Source organism: Evansella clarkii (assembly GCF_002019695.1).
Classification (GTDB): Bacteria; Bacillota; Bacilli; order Bacillales; family Salisediminibacteriaceae; genus Evansella; species Evansella clarkii.
Genome location: NZ_KV917376.1, coordinates 1,957,031 through 1,972,977 on the forward strand (window position 1 = coordinate 1,957,031; position 15,947 = coordinate 1,972,977).

10 protein-coding genes are annotated in these 15,947 nt (G+C 44.7%); all 10 read left to right on the forward strand.

The genetic code is table 11. The features are described 5' to 3' along the window. Positions 1 to 194: 194 nt before the first annotated feature. The 10 genes from secA to ltrA all read left to right on the forward strand — a co-directional run bounded on the left by secA (position 195) and on the right by ltrA (position 15,596). The gene (gene secA / locus BK582_RS08785; RefSeq protein WP_078594369.1) at positions 195 to 2,720 is read left to right on the forward strand and encodes a preprotein translocase subunit SecA; all 2,526 of its coding nucleotides are present in this window, start codon (positions 195 to 197) and stop codon (positions 2,718 to 2,720) included. A 220-nt stretch (positions 2,721 to 2,940) separates the two neighbouring features. Continuing rightward, positions 2,941 to 4,042 (forward strand): peptide chain release factor 2 gene (gene prfB / locus BK582_RS08790; protein WP_134163546.1). Its coding sequence is split into 2 segments (ribosomal slippage): positions 2,941 to 3,012 and positions 3,014 to 4,042, totalling 1,101 coding nucleotides; the frame shifts between segments, so codons are not numbered across the junction. 522 nt (positions 4,043 to 4,564) lie between these two features. Beyond that, the gene (ggt, locus tag BK582_RS08795) at positions 4,565 to 6,346 is read left to right on the forward strand and encodes a gamma-glutamyltransferase (RefSeq protein WP_078594370.1); all 1,782 of its coding nucleotides are present in this window, start codon (positions 4,565 to 4,567) and stop codon (positions 6,344 to 6,346) included. Between the two features lie 446 nt (positions 6,347 to 6,792). Then, a complete protein-coding gene (locus BK582_RS08800) occupies positions 6,793 to 7,689 on the forward strand; it encodes a YitT family protein (RefSeq protein ID WP_078594372.1) in 897 nt (298 codons plus the stop codon). Between the two features lie 77 nt (positions 7,690 to 7,766). Further along, positions 7,767 to 8,123 carry a c-type cytochrome gene (locus tag BK582_RS08805; protein WP_078594374.1) on the forward strand — a complete coding sequence of 119 codons (357 nt, stop codon included), beginning with the start codon at positions 7,767 to 7,769 and terminating at the stop codon, positions 8,121 to 8,123. Between the two features lie 532 nt (positions 8,124 to 8,655). Next, complete coding sequence (gene ftsE, locus BK582_RS08810; protein ID WP_078594376.1) at positions 8,656 to 9,342, forward strand: cell division ATP-binding protein FtsE; 687 nt, start codon at positions 8,656 to 8,658, stop codon at positions 9,340 to 9,342. Continuing rightward, positions 9,332 to 10,225 (forward strand): permease-like cell division protein FtsX, encoded by an 894-nt coding sequence (ftsX, locus tag BK582_RS08815; RefSeq protein ID WP_078594378.1) that lies wholly within the window; start codon positions 9,332 to 9,334, stop codon positions 10,223 to 10,225. The genes ftsE and ftsX overlap by 11 nt, the downstream gene beginning before the upstream one ends. A gap of 295 nt (positions 10,226 to 10,520) precedes the next feature. Beyond that, positions 10,521 to 11,831, forward strand: coding sequence for a murein hydrolase activator EnvC family protein (locus tag BK582_RS08820; RefSeq protein ID WP_078594380.1), 1,311 nt, complete (start codon positions 10,521 to 10,523; stop codon positions 11,829 to 11,831). Between the two features lie 453 nt (positions 11,832 to 12,284). After that, the gene (locus BK582_RS08825; RefSeq protein WP_139368229.1) at positions 12,285 to 13,775 is read left to right on the forward strand and encodes a S41 family peptidase; all 1,491 of its coding nucleotides are present in this window, start codon (positions 12,285 to 12,287) and stop codon (positions 13,773 to 13,775) included. 582 nt (positions 13,776 to 14,357) lie between these two features. Further along, positions 14,358 to 15,596, forward strand: coding sequence for a group II intron reverse transcriptase/maturase (gene ltrA / locus BK582_RS08830; RefSeq protein WP_078597911.1), 1,239 nt, complete (start codon positions 14,358 to 14,360; stop codon positions 15,594 to 15,596). The last annotated feature ends 351 nt before the right edge of the window (positions 15,597 to 15,947 follow it).

Sequence of the window (15,947 nt, forward strand, 5' to 3'; positions counted from 1 at the left end):
ATAGGAAAGCAGGGTTTATGCATCGCTTCCCGAATTATTATAATTGTTACTATTAAGCTTGATATAAACAGGGAAGTTATGAAGAAGCTGCTTGCTGCCAAACAGGAGTTAAGGAAGATACAGGATAAAATACAGAGATAAATGTTTTAGCAAATAGCTATACAGCTGAATAAATGAAAAGGGAGCAATGTCCAATGTTAGGCTTATTAAAAAAGGTCATTGGAGATGGAGATACGCGTCATCTTAAAAAGCTGCAAAAAAGAGCGGATCAGATTGAAGCTCTGGCTGACGATATAAAGAAGCTGAGCGATGCCGGACTGTGTCAGAAAACAGAGGAATTTAAAGAAAGATACCGGAACGGGGAATCACTTGATGACATGCTGCCGGAAGCATTTGCAGTAGTACGAGAAGGTTCTACCCGGGCACTTGGCATGACCCATTATCCTGTACAGCTCCTTGGAGGTATGGTTCTTCATCATGGAGATATTGCAGAAATGAAAACAGGGGAAGGTAAAACACTTGTTGCGACGTTAGCCGTTTATCTTAATGCCATAACGGAAAAAGGGGTTCACGTTGTAACAGTAAACGAATACCTCGCAAAGCGTGACGCCGAGGAAATGGGAAAACTGTATACGTTTCTCGGTTTAACAGTTGGCCTGAATATATCAGGGATGACAAAAGACGAGAAACGGGAAGCTTATGCTTGTGACGTGACATACGGAACGAACAATGAATTTGGCTTTGACTATCTGAGGGACAATATGGTCCAGTATAAAGACCAGATGGTGCAGCGCCCGCTTTATTTTGCCATCGTCGATGAAGTTGACTCTATTTTAATCGACGAAGCACGCACACCTTTAATTATCTCCGGTTCTGCAGAAAGAACGACTGAATTTTACACAACGGCAAATTCTTTTGTCCGTATGTTAAAAGAAGATGTGGACTATACGTATGACGAGAAAACGAAGAACGTCCAGCTCGCGGATGAGGGTGTAAGTAAAGCGGAACGAGTTTTCAAGATAGATAATCTGTTCGATGCGGAACATGTTCAGCTTAACCACCATATAAACCAGGCGCTTAAAGCCCACAAGGTGATGGTTAAGGATGAAGATTACGTGGTCCAGGACGGTCAGGTTGTGATCGTGGACCAGTTCACCGGAAGGCTTATGAGCGGACGCCGGTACAGCGACGGTCTTCACCAGGCGATTGAAGCAAAAGAAGGTCTGGAGATCAAGCGGGAAAGTAAGACGCTTGCGTCAATCACATTCCAGAACTACTTCCGAATGTATGAAAAGCTGGCAGGTATGACCGGTACGGCTAAAACTGAGGAAGAAGAATTACGCAACATTTATAATATGAACGTATATTCTGTTCCGACAAACGAGCAGGTAATCCGTATCGACCAGCCTGACTTGATTTATAAAACAATGGAGTCGAAGTTCCGCGCAATTACTGAAAGTATCGCTGAGCTTTATGAAAAAGGGCAGCCTGTACTGGTAGGTACAGTAAACGTGGATACATCTGAGCTTATTTCCGGGATGCTGAAGAAAAAACGGGTTCCTCATAATGTATTAAATGCGAAGAACCATGCCCGAGAAGCGGAGATTATTGAAAATGCCGGCCAGAAAAAGGCTGTAACGATTGCAACAAACATGGCCGGTCGTGGTACTGATATTAAACTCGGCGAAGGTGTTAAAGAGCTGGGCGGACTTTTTGTACTTGGTACAGAGCGTCACGAGAGCCGCCGTATTGATAATCAGCTCCGTGGACGTTCCGGCCGTCAGGGTGACCCTGGTGAATCGAGATTTTATCTTTCATTAGAAGACACACTTATGCGCCGCTTTGGTTCAGATAATATGCGTAATATGATGGAGAAGCTTGGTATGGAAGAAGATCAGCCAATCGAGAGTAAGCTCGTTTCCCGTGCGGTTGAGCAAGCTCAGAAGCGGGTGGAAGGAAATAACTTCGATGCCCGTAAGCAGCTTCTGCAGTATGATGATGTTATGCGAGAGCAGCGTGATATTATTTATGAACAGCGTATGGAAGTGCTTGAGTCTGACAACCTCCGTTCTGTTGTTGAAAAAATGATTGAGTCGACTGTGGAGAGAACCATTTCTTCCTATACTCCGGCCGAGGAAGTGCCTGAGGACTGGAACTTACAGGGTGCTGTAGATTACATTAATGCTACTGTCCTCAATGAAGAGGAAATTACCCTGAAAGATATTACAGGGCTTGAGCCTGAAGAAATGACTGAACTCATTTTAGACAAAGTTCAGGAAGAATATAATAAGCGGGAAGAGCAGATCACTCCTGAAACAATGCGGGAATTTGAAAAAGTTATTCTCCTACGCACAGTGGATCAGAAGTGGATGGATCATATCGACCAGATGGAACAGCTGCGCCAGGGTATTCACCTTCGTGCATATGGACAGAACGATCCGCTTCGTGAGTATAAATTTGAAGGCTTCGAGATGTTTGAGGCAATGATCGCCGCGATTGAAGAGGAAGTTTCCCGTTATATCATGAAGGCGACGGTACAGTCAGACCAGAATCTGGAGCGAAAACAAGTGGCTGAAGGAAAAGCGGTCCACAAGAGCGTAAATGAAGCGAATGAAGAGAAAAAGAAGAAAACTCCAGTCCGCAATGATAACGTGGTAGGCCGAAATGACCCTTGCCCATGCGGATCAGGAAAGAAATACAAGCAGTGCCACGGCCGCTAAAAAGCCGTTACGCACTCTAATATTTTTTAAAACTGTCGGGGGTCTGGCCCCCGACAGTTTTGTGAAAAATTATGTAAAATATTCGCCGGAGCTAATGGAAACTTTTTAAAAACCTGCAGAGAATTGATTGAGCTGTTTTAGCTGCGTTTTCTGCCCGTTTTTAAATAGGCATCCCTGGGAAAAGGTAAACTGGCAACAAAATTATTTTGAGGTGATTTGGATGGAAATAGCAGAATTAAGACAGGAACTTGCATCAATGGCAACACGACTAGAAAACTTTAGGGGGTCTCTTTGACTTAGAAGAAAAAGAGACTCGGATAGCTGAACTTGAAGATATTATGTCTGAACCTTCTTTCTGGGATAATCAGGACGAAGCACAGAAAATCATCAATGAGAACAACGTGCTTAAAAGCTCTGTTGATGCCTACAAGAAACTTAGTGAAAAACATGAGGATCTGGAAGTCTCTTATGAACTAGTAAAAGAAGAAGGGGACGAGGAGCTTGCGGCGGAACTGGAAGAAGGAGTTAAAGAACTTGCAGATGAGCTGAATAATTTCGAGCTTGAACTTCTGTTAAGCGAACCATACGATAAAAACAATGCGATGCTTGAACTGCACCCAGGTGCCGGCGGGACTGAGTCGCAGGACTGGGCTTCCATGCTTTTACGCATGTATACCCGCTGGGCAGAACAGAGAGGCTTTAAAGTGGAGACACTTAACTATCTGCCAGGTGATGAGGCAGGCGTGAAAAGCGTTACTCTTCATATAAAAGGGCATAATGCATACGGCTATCTGAAAGCAGAAAAAGGAGTCCATCGTCTCGTAAGGATTTCTCCGTTTGATTCCTCAGGCCGGCGCCATACTTCATTTGTTTCCTGTGAAGTAATGCCCGAGCTTGACGATAATGTGGAAATTAATATTTCGCCGGATGAAATTAAGGTGGATACGTACCGTGCAAGCGGAGCCGGCGGACAGCATATTAACACTACGGATTCCGCGGTGAGAATAACACATACACCTACGAACACTGTTGTTACCTGCCAGTCGGAGCGTTCCCAGATTAAAAACCGGGAACAGGCGATGAAAATGCTTAAGGCTAAGCTTTTCCAGCTTGAACTTGAAAAGCAGCGCCAGGAGCTGGATGAGATTCGCGGCGAACAGTCTGATATCAGCTGGGGCAGCCAGATCCGTTCCTATGTGTTCCATCCATATAATATGGTGAAGGACCACCGCACTAACTATGAAACAGGGAATACTCAAGCTGTGATGGATGGGGACCTTGATCCATTTATCGATTCCTATCTCCGGTCGCAAATTAAATAATAATGTGGTGGAAACGATGCACCTGTCTCTTAATGAGGCAGGTGTTTTTTGCGTTGAGAAAGTTGCGCATACCCAACTGTCACTATGACACGTGTCATAGTGACACCGACGTTAAACGCACCCTTCAAAACACATAACCTTGATTTACCGGGTTTCATTCAAAGTTGCCCTCGTGCAACTGTCACTATGACGCCTGGCTATGACGCCATAACTATGACGCCATAACTCCTGGGAAAATAGACTCCTTTTTGGCGCTGAAAATCTATATTTGCTTAAACCACTGGGAAGGACCTGATTTTTAGTGAAAATATGGAAATTTAAAGTTGTTTTATAAATTTATCTTATATCTTTATTAGAAATACCTATCAATTTACAAGTAACCCTGATGTTACTATTAAAATGTGTGAAAATTCTATTAAATTATACAAGAAAGGGGGCTGTTTTTTCGCCGTACAGATAGTTATATCTGCAACTCAAAAAAAGCAGAGTGATTTTTAACTAAAATGGTCAGGAGGCGAATGTATGAAACGTCAAAATTTCATTAGAATGGTATCCTTACTTACTGTTTTTGCTTTATTGTTTTCGGCAAGTCCGTTTTACATGAATGCAAGTGCGAAAAATTATGAGATGGAATTTAACGCAGCGGCAACCGGCACAGATGGGATGGTTTCCACCTCTCATCCGATTGCTTCGCAAGTAGGGGCGGATATACTTAATAAGGGCGGTAATGCAGTGGATGCCGCTGTTGCAATTCAATATGCACTAAATGTCGTAGAGCCGATGATGTCAGGAATCGGGGGCGGCGGTTTTATGATGGTATATGATGCCGACGAAGATGACATAACAATAGTAAACAGCCGTGAAAGAGCGCCTTCGGGGGCTACACCGGATATGTTCCTTGACGATAATGGTAATGCTATACCATTTCAGCAACGTGTGAGGCACGGAAACTCTGTCGGGGTGCCAGGAACGTTAAAAGGACTGGAAGAAGCACTTGACCGCTGGGGTTCCAGACCTCGCCAGCAATTGATAACACCTGCTGTACAGCTCGCGCAAAAAGGATTTGAAATTGACGCACAGCTTGCAGAGGCAATCCGGAACAATGCAGATAAGCTGTCGGCCACACCGGCAGCAGAAGTGTTTTTGCCTGGAGGAGAACCGTTAACTGAAGGAGACCTTCTAGTACAGGAAGACTTAGCCCGTACCCTGAAGACAATCCGCACCCAAGGAGCAGATGCTTTTTATCATGGAGAAATAGCAGAGGCGATCGCTGGTGTTGTGCAGGATTTCGGAGGAAGTATGACAGCTGAAGACCTTGCAAACTATCAACTGACGATTGATGAGCCTGTTTACGGTGAGTACAAAGACTATACGATCGCAAGTATGCCGCCGCCAAGCTCAGGAGGAACGTTCCTGATTCAAATGCTGAAAATTCTCGAGGATTTTGACATTGGGCAGTATGACGTACGTTCCTGGGAAAAATATCATCTTCTTTCTGAAACAATGAGGCTGGCATACGCAGACAGAGCTGCTTATGCAGGGGACCCGGAATTCATTGATGTGCCGGTAGATGGCTTGCTGCATCCGGACTATATTGAAGAAAGACGCTCCCTCATTTCCCTGGAATCTGTAATGGAAGATATTGAGCCAGGTGACCCTTGGGCTTATCAGGAAGGGACGGCGAATTATGAAGCTGAAGCTTCCGCACATGATTCGGAGAGCAGTCCAGGAGAAACGACACACTTTACGGTAGCTGACCGCTGGGGAAATGTCGTTTCCTATACAAGTACAATTGAACAGATTTTCGGATCTGGAATAATGGTTCCAGGATACGGAATTATGCTGAATAACGAATTAACCGACTTCGATGCAGTCCCAGGCGGAGCAAACGAAGTACAGCCTAATAAGCGCCCGTTGAGCAGTATGACACCAACGATGGTGCTGGAGGATGGGCGGCCTGTGCTTACGCTTGGTTCTCCAGGCGGACCGCGGATTATTACGGCAGTGCTGCAAGTGTTCCTTAACATAGCGGAATATGATATGGATCTGCAGGATGCAGTTGCTGAGCCAAGGATATACAATACTCATACAACGCAGACCTGGTGGGAAACAGGAGTACCTGACGACGTGAGGGTTTACATGACCCAAATGGGGCATGATTTCCAGACAAACCCTAACTCTGTTGGAAACGTGCAGAGTATCTTAATTGAAAACGGTGAATTTTACGGAGTAGCTGATGAAAGGAGAGACGGGTCTGCGATAGGGGTAAACCGTCCTGGAAACAGACACGGCCAGCGTAATTAATGAAATAATTAAGTATGCAGAGAACAGAGCCGCCGGCTTTTTAAAGGGGGCTCTGTTGTTTTTGTTTGATACCATGGAAGGAAAGTTGCGCTAACCCAACTGTCACTATGACACGTGTCATAGTGACACCGAGGTTAAACGCACCCTCCAAAACACAAAACCTTGATTTACCGGGCTTCATCCAAAGTTGCCCTCACGCAACTGTCACTATGACGCAATATTTTACCCTGCTACAGCGTTACTGCGCCCCTGTTTACACGTTTTTATGCCGGTGTTATACTACTTTAGGCTAATGGGGGATTAATCGGACTTTTCCTGGTGAGGCAGTCCAGGTAAAAGGCTGCTTCTTTGGGAGCAGGTAACCGGTAAGTTGCCTATTTGCCCTGAATTTTTTCTATTATTATAAAACTAATATACCGGGCAAGATATTTAGAGGTGAATCGATTATGATAAAAAAAGCGAAGAGGCGCGGCAATGCTGATCCGCTGAATCCCGTTCAGCGTGTGATATGGGATTTTGCCCATGTATTGCTGGGTTCTGCTGTTGTAGCTGTTGCGTTTAATATATTTTTACTCCCTAACCAGATCGCATCCGGTGGAGTATCAGGTATATCCACAATTTTCAACTTTACCTTCGGGTTTGAACCCGCTTATACGCAGTGGGCTTTTAACATACCTTTGTTCATTCTGGGAGTGCTCCTTCTCGGCGGCAGTCTGGCAGGCAGTCTGCTTTATGGATCAAAGACTTTAGCTGGAACGATATTTTTGCCGTTTGTTGTTTTTTTAACAAGAGATTTAGAACCGGCTACGACAGACCCTCTGCTTGCAGCAATCTTTGGAGGAATCGGCGTAGGCCTTGGTCTGGGGATTGTGTTCCGGTCCAACTCGTCCACCGGAGGTACAGACCTGGCTGCACAGATAGTAACAAAGTATACCGGCATGTCCCTTGGAGCCAGTGTATTTATTATGGACGGCCTTATTGTGATCAGCTCGGCCTTTGTATTCGGCTTTGAGTTCGCCCTGTATGCGCTGATTGGTTTGTTCACTACCGGGAAGACAATCGACATAGTGCAGATGGGAATAGGTTATTCCAAGATGGCCATCATTATTTCAGAATATGAAGAAGAAGTGAAGCAGGGGCTCCTTACTCAAGTTGACAGGGGAGTTACCAAGTTCGTTGGGTATGGCGGTTATACGAACCATGAGCGTCCTGTACTCATGTGTGTGGTAGGCAGAAACGAAGTCACAAAATTGAAACAAATTGTCCAAACTATTGACCCATCAGCGTTTGTGATTGTAAGCAATGCTTCCGAGGTACTTGGTGAGGGTTTCAAAAAAAAATAAATGGGTTATAATAAAATGTGGATGGTTGGATAAACCTTCCTGAGTTAATTTTTCTTTTTTTAGGAGGAGGGAATCATATGAAAAAAATGCTAGTAGCAATGTTGGGGGCAGCGCTAGTACTTGGTGCATGTGGAGGAAACGGCGACAATAACGCTGATGAGCCTGCACCGGCTGACAACAACAATAATGCTGAAGAGACAGAGAACGCTGCAGGGGATGCTACATATGATGCGGATAACGCTGAATCAGTATATGTAGGAAACTGTGCAGGATGCCACGGAGGCGACCTGACTGGAGCTTCCGGACCGGGAATTGCTGGTATGTCTAAAGACGAAGTTCTTGCGGCAATCCAGGAAGGACCAGGTTCAATGCCTGCAGATTTAGTAACAGGTGACGATGCAGAAGATGTTGCTGCATGGGTTGCAGATCAGTAAAACAATTTTTAAAAAGCAGTGGGACCTTTTATAAAGGGTCTGCACTGCTTTTTTTAGTTAAATCGCAGAAATGCAATATTGAGAGTACCGCATTTTAAACTAAAAAATAATGGTCGTCTTTGAATGTTTTACCAGAAGCTGACGCTGTTATAATGAATGATTTTCCATTCAGAAGCAGAAAAGAAGGCTAAATATCTATTAATTCCCTCTTCTTCATTAATTTACACTTACTTTTTCATTTATATTACAAGGTGAAATAAAATTGTAAATAAAAATAAACTTAACAGATAATTTAATAATGATATAATACTTTAAGTGAACGGAGAAAATCTCTTAAATTCTGAGAAACTGTTCTTTATTTCGACAAAGCTGAGAAAAGTTTTTTCCAGGCAATAGCGCCGGCTAAATACTTTTAACTTAAAACTAACGAGAAAAACAGCAGAGGGTTCCCTCACTGACGAACTAACAGAGAGAACCTATTATACATAAGCTCAGTAAATAGATTGACTATGAGAATTGGGGAAGTGATTTTGTGATAACCATGAAAGAAGTATGGAAAACGTATCCGAACGGGGTTATGGCGATTAACGGAATAGACATCCTGATAAACAAAGGGGAATTCGTCTATGTTGTCGGTCCAAGCGGCGCCGGAAAATCTACTTTTATTAAAATGATGTACCGGGAGGAAAAACCGACAAGAGGGGACATTATCATAGATGGACAAAACCTCGCAAAAGTAAAAGAACGGCAAATTCCTTATATCAGAAGAAATATAGGAGTAGTCTTTCAGGACTTTAAATTACTCCCGCAGCTCACTGTGTATGAAAATGTGGCGTTTGCCATGGAAGTAATCGAAGAGAGCAAGGACAAAATCCGCAAGCGTGTTATGGAAGTCCTCGATATTGTAAAGCTGAAAAACAAAGCCAGATTCCAGCCGCACGAATTATCCGGGGGGGAACAGCAGCGGGTTGCGATTGCACGGGCAATTGTAAATAATCCTGCTGTACTTATTGCGGACGAGCCTACCGGTAACCTTGATCCTGACACTTCTTTGGAAATTATGTATCTTCTCGAAGACATAAATGAAAGAGGTACCACAGTAGTTATGGCTACCCATAATAAAGAAATTGTAAACACGATGCGCAGGCGGGTAATCGCCATTGAGGGCGGGAGAGTAGCCCGCGATGAAGTTAGGGGGGAGTACGGCTATGAAAGGTAGAACCCTCGGCCGTCATTTAAAAGAAGGCGGTAAAAACCTTGTAAGGAACGGCTGGATGACGTTTGCATCTGTCAGTGCTGTCGCAGTAATGCTGTTTGTGGTTGGTGCTTTCGTTCTCATGATCATGAACGTAAACCACTTTGCAAGTGCACTGGAAGACGACGTGGAAGTCCGTGTTTTTATAGATTTGACTGCAGGTGAAGAAGAACAGGAAGAACTATTGAACGAACTGGAAGAGCTTGCTGGCGTCGAGGAAATTGCTTTTGTCCCTAAAGATGAGGGCCTTGATTCATTGATTGCGAGCCTTGGTGACCAGGGAGATATTTTTGAGACGCTCAGGGACGAAAACCCATTAAATGATGTTTATGTAGTCCATGCGGAAAACCCTGAGGAAACGGAACAAATCGCGAATGAAGCAGAGGAACTGGCAAACGTAGATGGTGTGGAATACGGCCAGGATATATTCGAACAGCTGTTCACAGTGACGAACTTTGTCCGTAACGCAGGTTTTGTACTTATCCTCGGGCTGATGTTTACTGCTATGTTCCTTATTGCCAATACTATTAAACTCACTATTTTAGCGAGAAAACGAGAAATTCAGATTATGAAACTCGTAGGGGCGACAAATGGATTTATCCGCTGGCCGTTCTTCATTGAAGGACTGCTGCTGGGTGTGATAGGGTCAACCATTCCAATAGGGATATTATCCTATGCCTATGTGCGGTTCTACGATACTTTCGGGCAACAGACAGGAATAGAGTACTTTCAGTTCCTTCCGCAAAACCCACTTATCCTCCAGATGGGCGCCTTGCTGATTGCTATCGGCGCGTTTGTGGGAGTCTGGGGAAGTATGATGAGTGTCCGTAAATTCCTGAAAGTATAAACGATAATAATAGATAATCAGATTCATCCTGATGTAACCGTCCGTAAACTCCCGCCTCAAATCATGAGTAAGAACGAAGATGTTCAGGCGGTAGATAACGGATGCTAACATCCCTATAGGTTTAACCAACCATCAGTGGGGAGGAACGAAACCCTCACTGATGGAAGATTAACTTTAAGATCTCCGGAAAATCGGCAAAATCCGGACTTATCAACCTAGATATACCACAAGACGCCAAATTACATATTTCCTAGGAAATAGTATAGTGCCGTTTCTTTTAAGGAGGTTCATAGCAATGTACCAGAAACTTTTACTAGTTTCCCTGGCAGTTTTGCTGAGTGTTACAGGAGTATTCCATGCTCCTGAGGCTGAAGCGAATACTGGAAGTGATCTGGAGAAAAAAATAGATTCCTACCAGGAAAAGCAGGAGGAAATTGAAGCTGAGTCAAAGCAGAAAGAAGAAGAGCTTGGAGAAGTGGAAACTGAAATCGAAGAAGCTGAATCAGAGATTCGCAGAATAGATGAAGACACTGCTCAAACGAACGAAAACATCCGGGAAAAAGAGGATGAAATAGATACCACTAATAAACGGATAGAAACGCTGCATGAAGAAATTCAGGAACTGGAAGAACGTATCGCTGAGCGGGATGAACTTCTTAAAGACCGTGTCCGTTCGATGTACCAGAATGGAGGCACCGTCAATTATCTTGAAGTAATCCTTGGAGCACAGAGTATCGGAGATCTTATTGAACGTGTCTCCGCTTTAACCACAATTACAAATCAGGACAGAAATATACTGGAACAGCATATTGAAGATAAACAAGCTGTTGAAAGAGCGAAAGAACAGCTGGAACAGGAGCTTATCAATCTGGAAGAGCAGATGGCAGAGCTGGAAACTCTTCTTGCTGAACTGGAAGAACAGCGCCAGGAGAAGGACGAGCTGATGGCGTTGCTTGAAGACAAGCAGGTTGAGCTTGAAAAAGAAATGGTTTCACTTGATGAAGAACAGGAACTATTAAAGGTTCAGGAAGAAGCTGCTAAAGAAGAGCTTCGCTTGTGGGAAGAAGAACAGAAGCGTCTGGAAGAAGAGAGAAAAAAGGCTGAAGAAGAACGTAAGAGGAAAGAAAGCGAGACGCAGGTATCAAGTTCAGGAAGCTCGGGAAGTTCAGGAAGCAGTGCTTCAGCGGCACCGGCTGACTCAGGTTCCGGGACTTTAATGCGTCCTGCTACCGGCAGGATCACGTCCAACTTTGGACCTCGATGGGGAAGAATGCACTATGGGATGGATATCGGCCAGGGCGGACGTTCCAACGTTCCAATAGTAGCGTCTGAAGCAGGTACAGTGATTGAAGCCAGGTATATGAATGGTTATGGGAATACTATAATGATATCCCATGTGGTAAACGGCCAGCAGCTGACCACTCTGTATGCTCATCTTGATTCCATGGCTGTCTCTTCAGGACAGCGTGTAAGCAGGGGACAGCAGATCGGAATCATGGGGAACACAGGGCAGTCAACTGGTCCACATCTTCACTTTGAAGTGCATGAGGGTGGATGGAACGGAGCGAAGTCCAACGCTGTGGATCCAAGAAAATATCTTGATTGATTATAACTGTCTCATTGAGGCAGAGGTTTAATAGTAAGGGGATCATTTGTTAGCGATTATACTGTTAACAAATGATCCTTTCTTTTTACGGAATTAAGAATTCCGCCTTTAAAGCAAGAGGGCATCTGAATCAGGAAGTGGCTGACTGAAGATGGGCTGCTGACCTGGAAAAATATCCAGAAGCACATAAAATGTGGAAGAAGACATATAATAAGCCAAGTTTTCCATGCAGAACTAACTCTCCTTCTTCCATTTAAATGCAGTTGTTTGGTATGATAGAGACATGCAGAAAAGAAGACCTTCTGGTTTTGCATAGACTTTTAAAAGCGGGGAGTTGCGTCGGCTGAATCAGAAAGATAGTGCTACACAGCAGATCCGCAATACAAATAGATGGCGAGTCACGGGATTTTTTATCAGCAGGAAACTGACAATAAGGGTTGAAGAGGTGAGACGATGAAGATAAATAAAGCATTCCTTCCGGTAATAGTCGCTTTATCAGTACTGATTGGAGCAGGCGGGATGTATGCCGGCATGGGACTGGTAGCCGGAAGTTCAGCAGTACCGGTGGTTGAGCAGGGAAACGACAATAACGAAGAACAAAATGTGGAAGAAACTGCTGGCGATAGTGTGACAGTGGATTCTGAAGCGTCTGACCATATTGAGAAAATCAGCAGTGCTTATGAGCTGATTCTTGAAAGATATGTGGAAGATATAGAAGAAGAGAAGTTATTGGAAGGTGCAATCAGCGGAATGCTCGAAACGCTGGAAGACCCTTATTCTGTATATATGGACCAGCAGACAGCCCAGGAGTTTATGGAACAGCTGGAATCTTCTTTTGAAGGAATTGGAGCGGAAGTAAGCATGACTAACGGTAAGGTTACGATTGTTTCTCCTATTCGTGATTCCCCAGCTGAAGAGGCTGGGCTGCGGCCAAACGACCAGATTGTTGAAGTTGATGGAGAGGGGCTTGACGGACTCTCCTTATATGAGTCAGTCCTTAAAATCCGTGGGGAAAAGGGAACAACCGTGACCCTTACGATTGAGCGGCCTGGAGTAAATGATTTGCTTACTTTTGAAGTGACCCGGGATGAAATCCCTCTGGAAACTGTATACAGCGACATCATTGAGGAAGATGATAAACGTATAGGCATTCTGGAAATCCGGTCATTCTCGGAGAACACTGCAGAACGATTTGCAGAAGAGCTAGAATCACTGGAAAACGACGGAATCGATGGTTTGATTATTGATGTCCGTGATAACCCAGGCGGGCTGCTGCAGAGCGTTGAGGATATCGGTAACCTTGTTGTACCTGGCGGAGAGCCGGTGGTGCAGATTGAAGGCAGGAATGGAGAAAGAATGCGCCATATTTCTAATCTCAGTGAGGAGAAACCTTATCCGATTGTTGGATTGATTAATGAAGGAAGTGCTTCTGCTTCAGAAATACTGGCGGCGGCACTAAAAGAAGCTGGAGATTATGAGCTCGTTGGGAACACTACGTTTGGCAAAGGCACTGTACAGCAGAGCCTTCCAATGGGAGATGGCAGTGAAATAAAACTGACTTTATACAGATGGCTTACTTCCGACGGTAACTTCATTAACCAGGAAGGGGTAGAGCCTACGATAGAGGTTGAACAGCCTGAATTTTTCTATGTGTCGCCAGTATCAGTGGAAGAGGACCTGGAGTATGATATGAATAACGAGCAAGTTAAGAATATCCAGGTAATGCTTGACGGGCTTGGCTATGAGCCAGGACGAAAAGATGGCTACTTCGGCGAAGAAACAGAAGAGGCAGTGAAACGATTCCAGCAGGCGGCAGGAATTGAAGAGACAGGGGTAGTAGATGAAGAAACTGCCGGCTTGCTGCAGCAGGAAGTAATTGAAGCGGTTCAGAGCCGGGAGTTCGATAATCAGCTTAAAAAAGCAGTGGAGCTGATTGTCGAGTAAGTAATTTACATCAGAGGAACTGGTGACAACCAGTTTCTCTTTTTGTGTGCCCGGCATGTGCATACGCTTTAGGGTTCAAGTCCCGAACAGTGAAGGTCGTTGTAACTGCTAGCTAAAGGCAAGGGTGTCCGGGGCGACTCGGAATCTGAAGGAAGCCGGAGGCAAATCTCCGACCCGAGGAACACGAATCTCATACAAGGCTGTCTGGTCTGGATGAGGCTGCAAAACAAGTCAAAGTCCTAACGACCGAAGGATCCGGCAGTAAATGAGGCGGGTATATGGAGAGGAAGTTTATGCACTTACCCGGGGAGGTCTGACAGGAACGCCGTACAAATGCGGTAACTGATTCCAGGAGGAATCACTGAACTGTCAGAAGTCAGCCGAAGCCATAGTACCACAGATTTCTAGATTTTGTGGGAAGGGCTGAATCATGAAAAGAGTGCTCATCCACCTGCGTACGTATCATTCGATGACACAGAACATACCAGCTTGCCTAGGAAGCAGAGGTGAATCCCTCCAGGGCTTAGGAAGCGTGGAGAATGATACCACACAATGGAAAGGAAGAGCCACGTGGAGGTTAATGTGATGTTGGAAGAGATATTACACCGAGACAATTTGAATAAAGCATATCTCAAGGTAGTCCAAAATAAAGGGAGCCAGGGCGTTGACGGCATTACCACTGCGGAACTGAAATCCCAGATCTCCGAAGAATGGTCTGCCATCCGCCAGGGGCTCTTGTCGAGAACCTACCAACCGTCACCGATCCGCCGAGTCGAAATCCCGAAACCGGACGGGGGTAAACGGAAGTTAGGGATCCCGACTGTCATGGACCGTCTGATCCAGCAATCCATTAATCTCTACCTTCAACGAATCTATGATCCGACATTTTCTAAGAACAGTTACGGTTTCCGCCCGAAACGACGAGCCCATGATGCCGTGTTGAAAGCAAAACAGTATATCAACGAAGGGTACACATGGGTGGTCGATATTGATCTGGAGAAATTCTTCGATAAAGTGAACCACGACCGGTTGATGCAAACGTTAAGTTACCGTATTAGCGACAGAAGGGTGTTGAGCATCATCCGGAAATACCTTCAGGCAGGAATCATGGAAAACGGATTAGTTAGGCAAAACGACATGGGGACTCCCCAAGGGAGTCCATTAAGCCCGCTTCTCTCAAATATTGTCCTGGATGAATTGGACAAAGAACTGGAGAAACGGAGTATTCGCTTTGTCCGCTATGCGGACGACTGCCAGATTTACACGGGGTCAAAGAAAGCCGCAGAGCGTATCCGAAAGAACATGATCACCTTCATTGAAGATAAACTGAAGCTAAAGGTAAATCGGGAAAAGAGCGCGGTAGACCGTCCGTGGAAACGAAAGTTCCTGGGTTTCAGTTTCACAGCTTCTTCTAAAGGAAAAGCGAAAATAAGAATACACAGGGAATCAATCCAACGGGCAAAAGGTCGAATCCGTGAGATTACTTCCCGAAAGAAAAGTATTCCTATGGAATACAGAATTGGCAAGCTGAACCGGTTTATCGTCGGCTGGAGAAATTATTTCCGACTGGCGGAAACACCCTCGGTATTAAAGGAATTAATGAAGTGGATAAGAAGAAGACTTCGAATGGTACGATGGAAAGAATGGAAGAAACCGAAAACAAAAGTCAGAAACCTAATCGCCTTGGGAGTATCGAAGCAGAAGGCTTATGAATGGGGAAACACAAGAAAAGGCTACTGGCGAGTCGCCTGTAGCCCAATTCTCCACCATACGCTTAATGACGCCTATTGGCGCAGGATGGGTTTGAAATCGTTGATATAACGTTTGATTTTCATGAAACCGCCGTATACGGATCCGTACGTACGGTGGTGTGAGAGGTCGGGGGTTAGTCACCCCCTCCTACTCGATTATTTCTGTATGGATTGGTGAAGGAACTCGAAATTGCGCCTGAAAATAGGCTCTGTGGTCTGCTGCTCTGTCTTTTTTCGGCATTTCATGGAGTAAAATGAGGGGGGCAGATGAAAAACCTCTTTTCTTTTTTTAGAATTGTTTTACAATGAAAGGAAGAAGTATTATTTTTGGATTGAAAAATGTACTTATTATGCAATTTTTTTTATTTTTACCTACTCATTTATTCCTGTTTGCCCCGGATAAAGCCCGTTGTCTTTATCT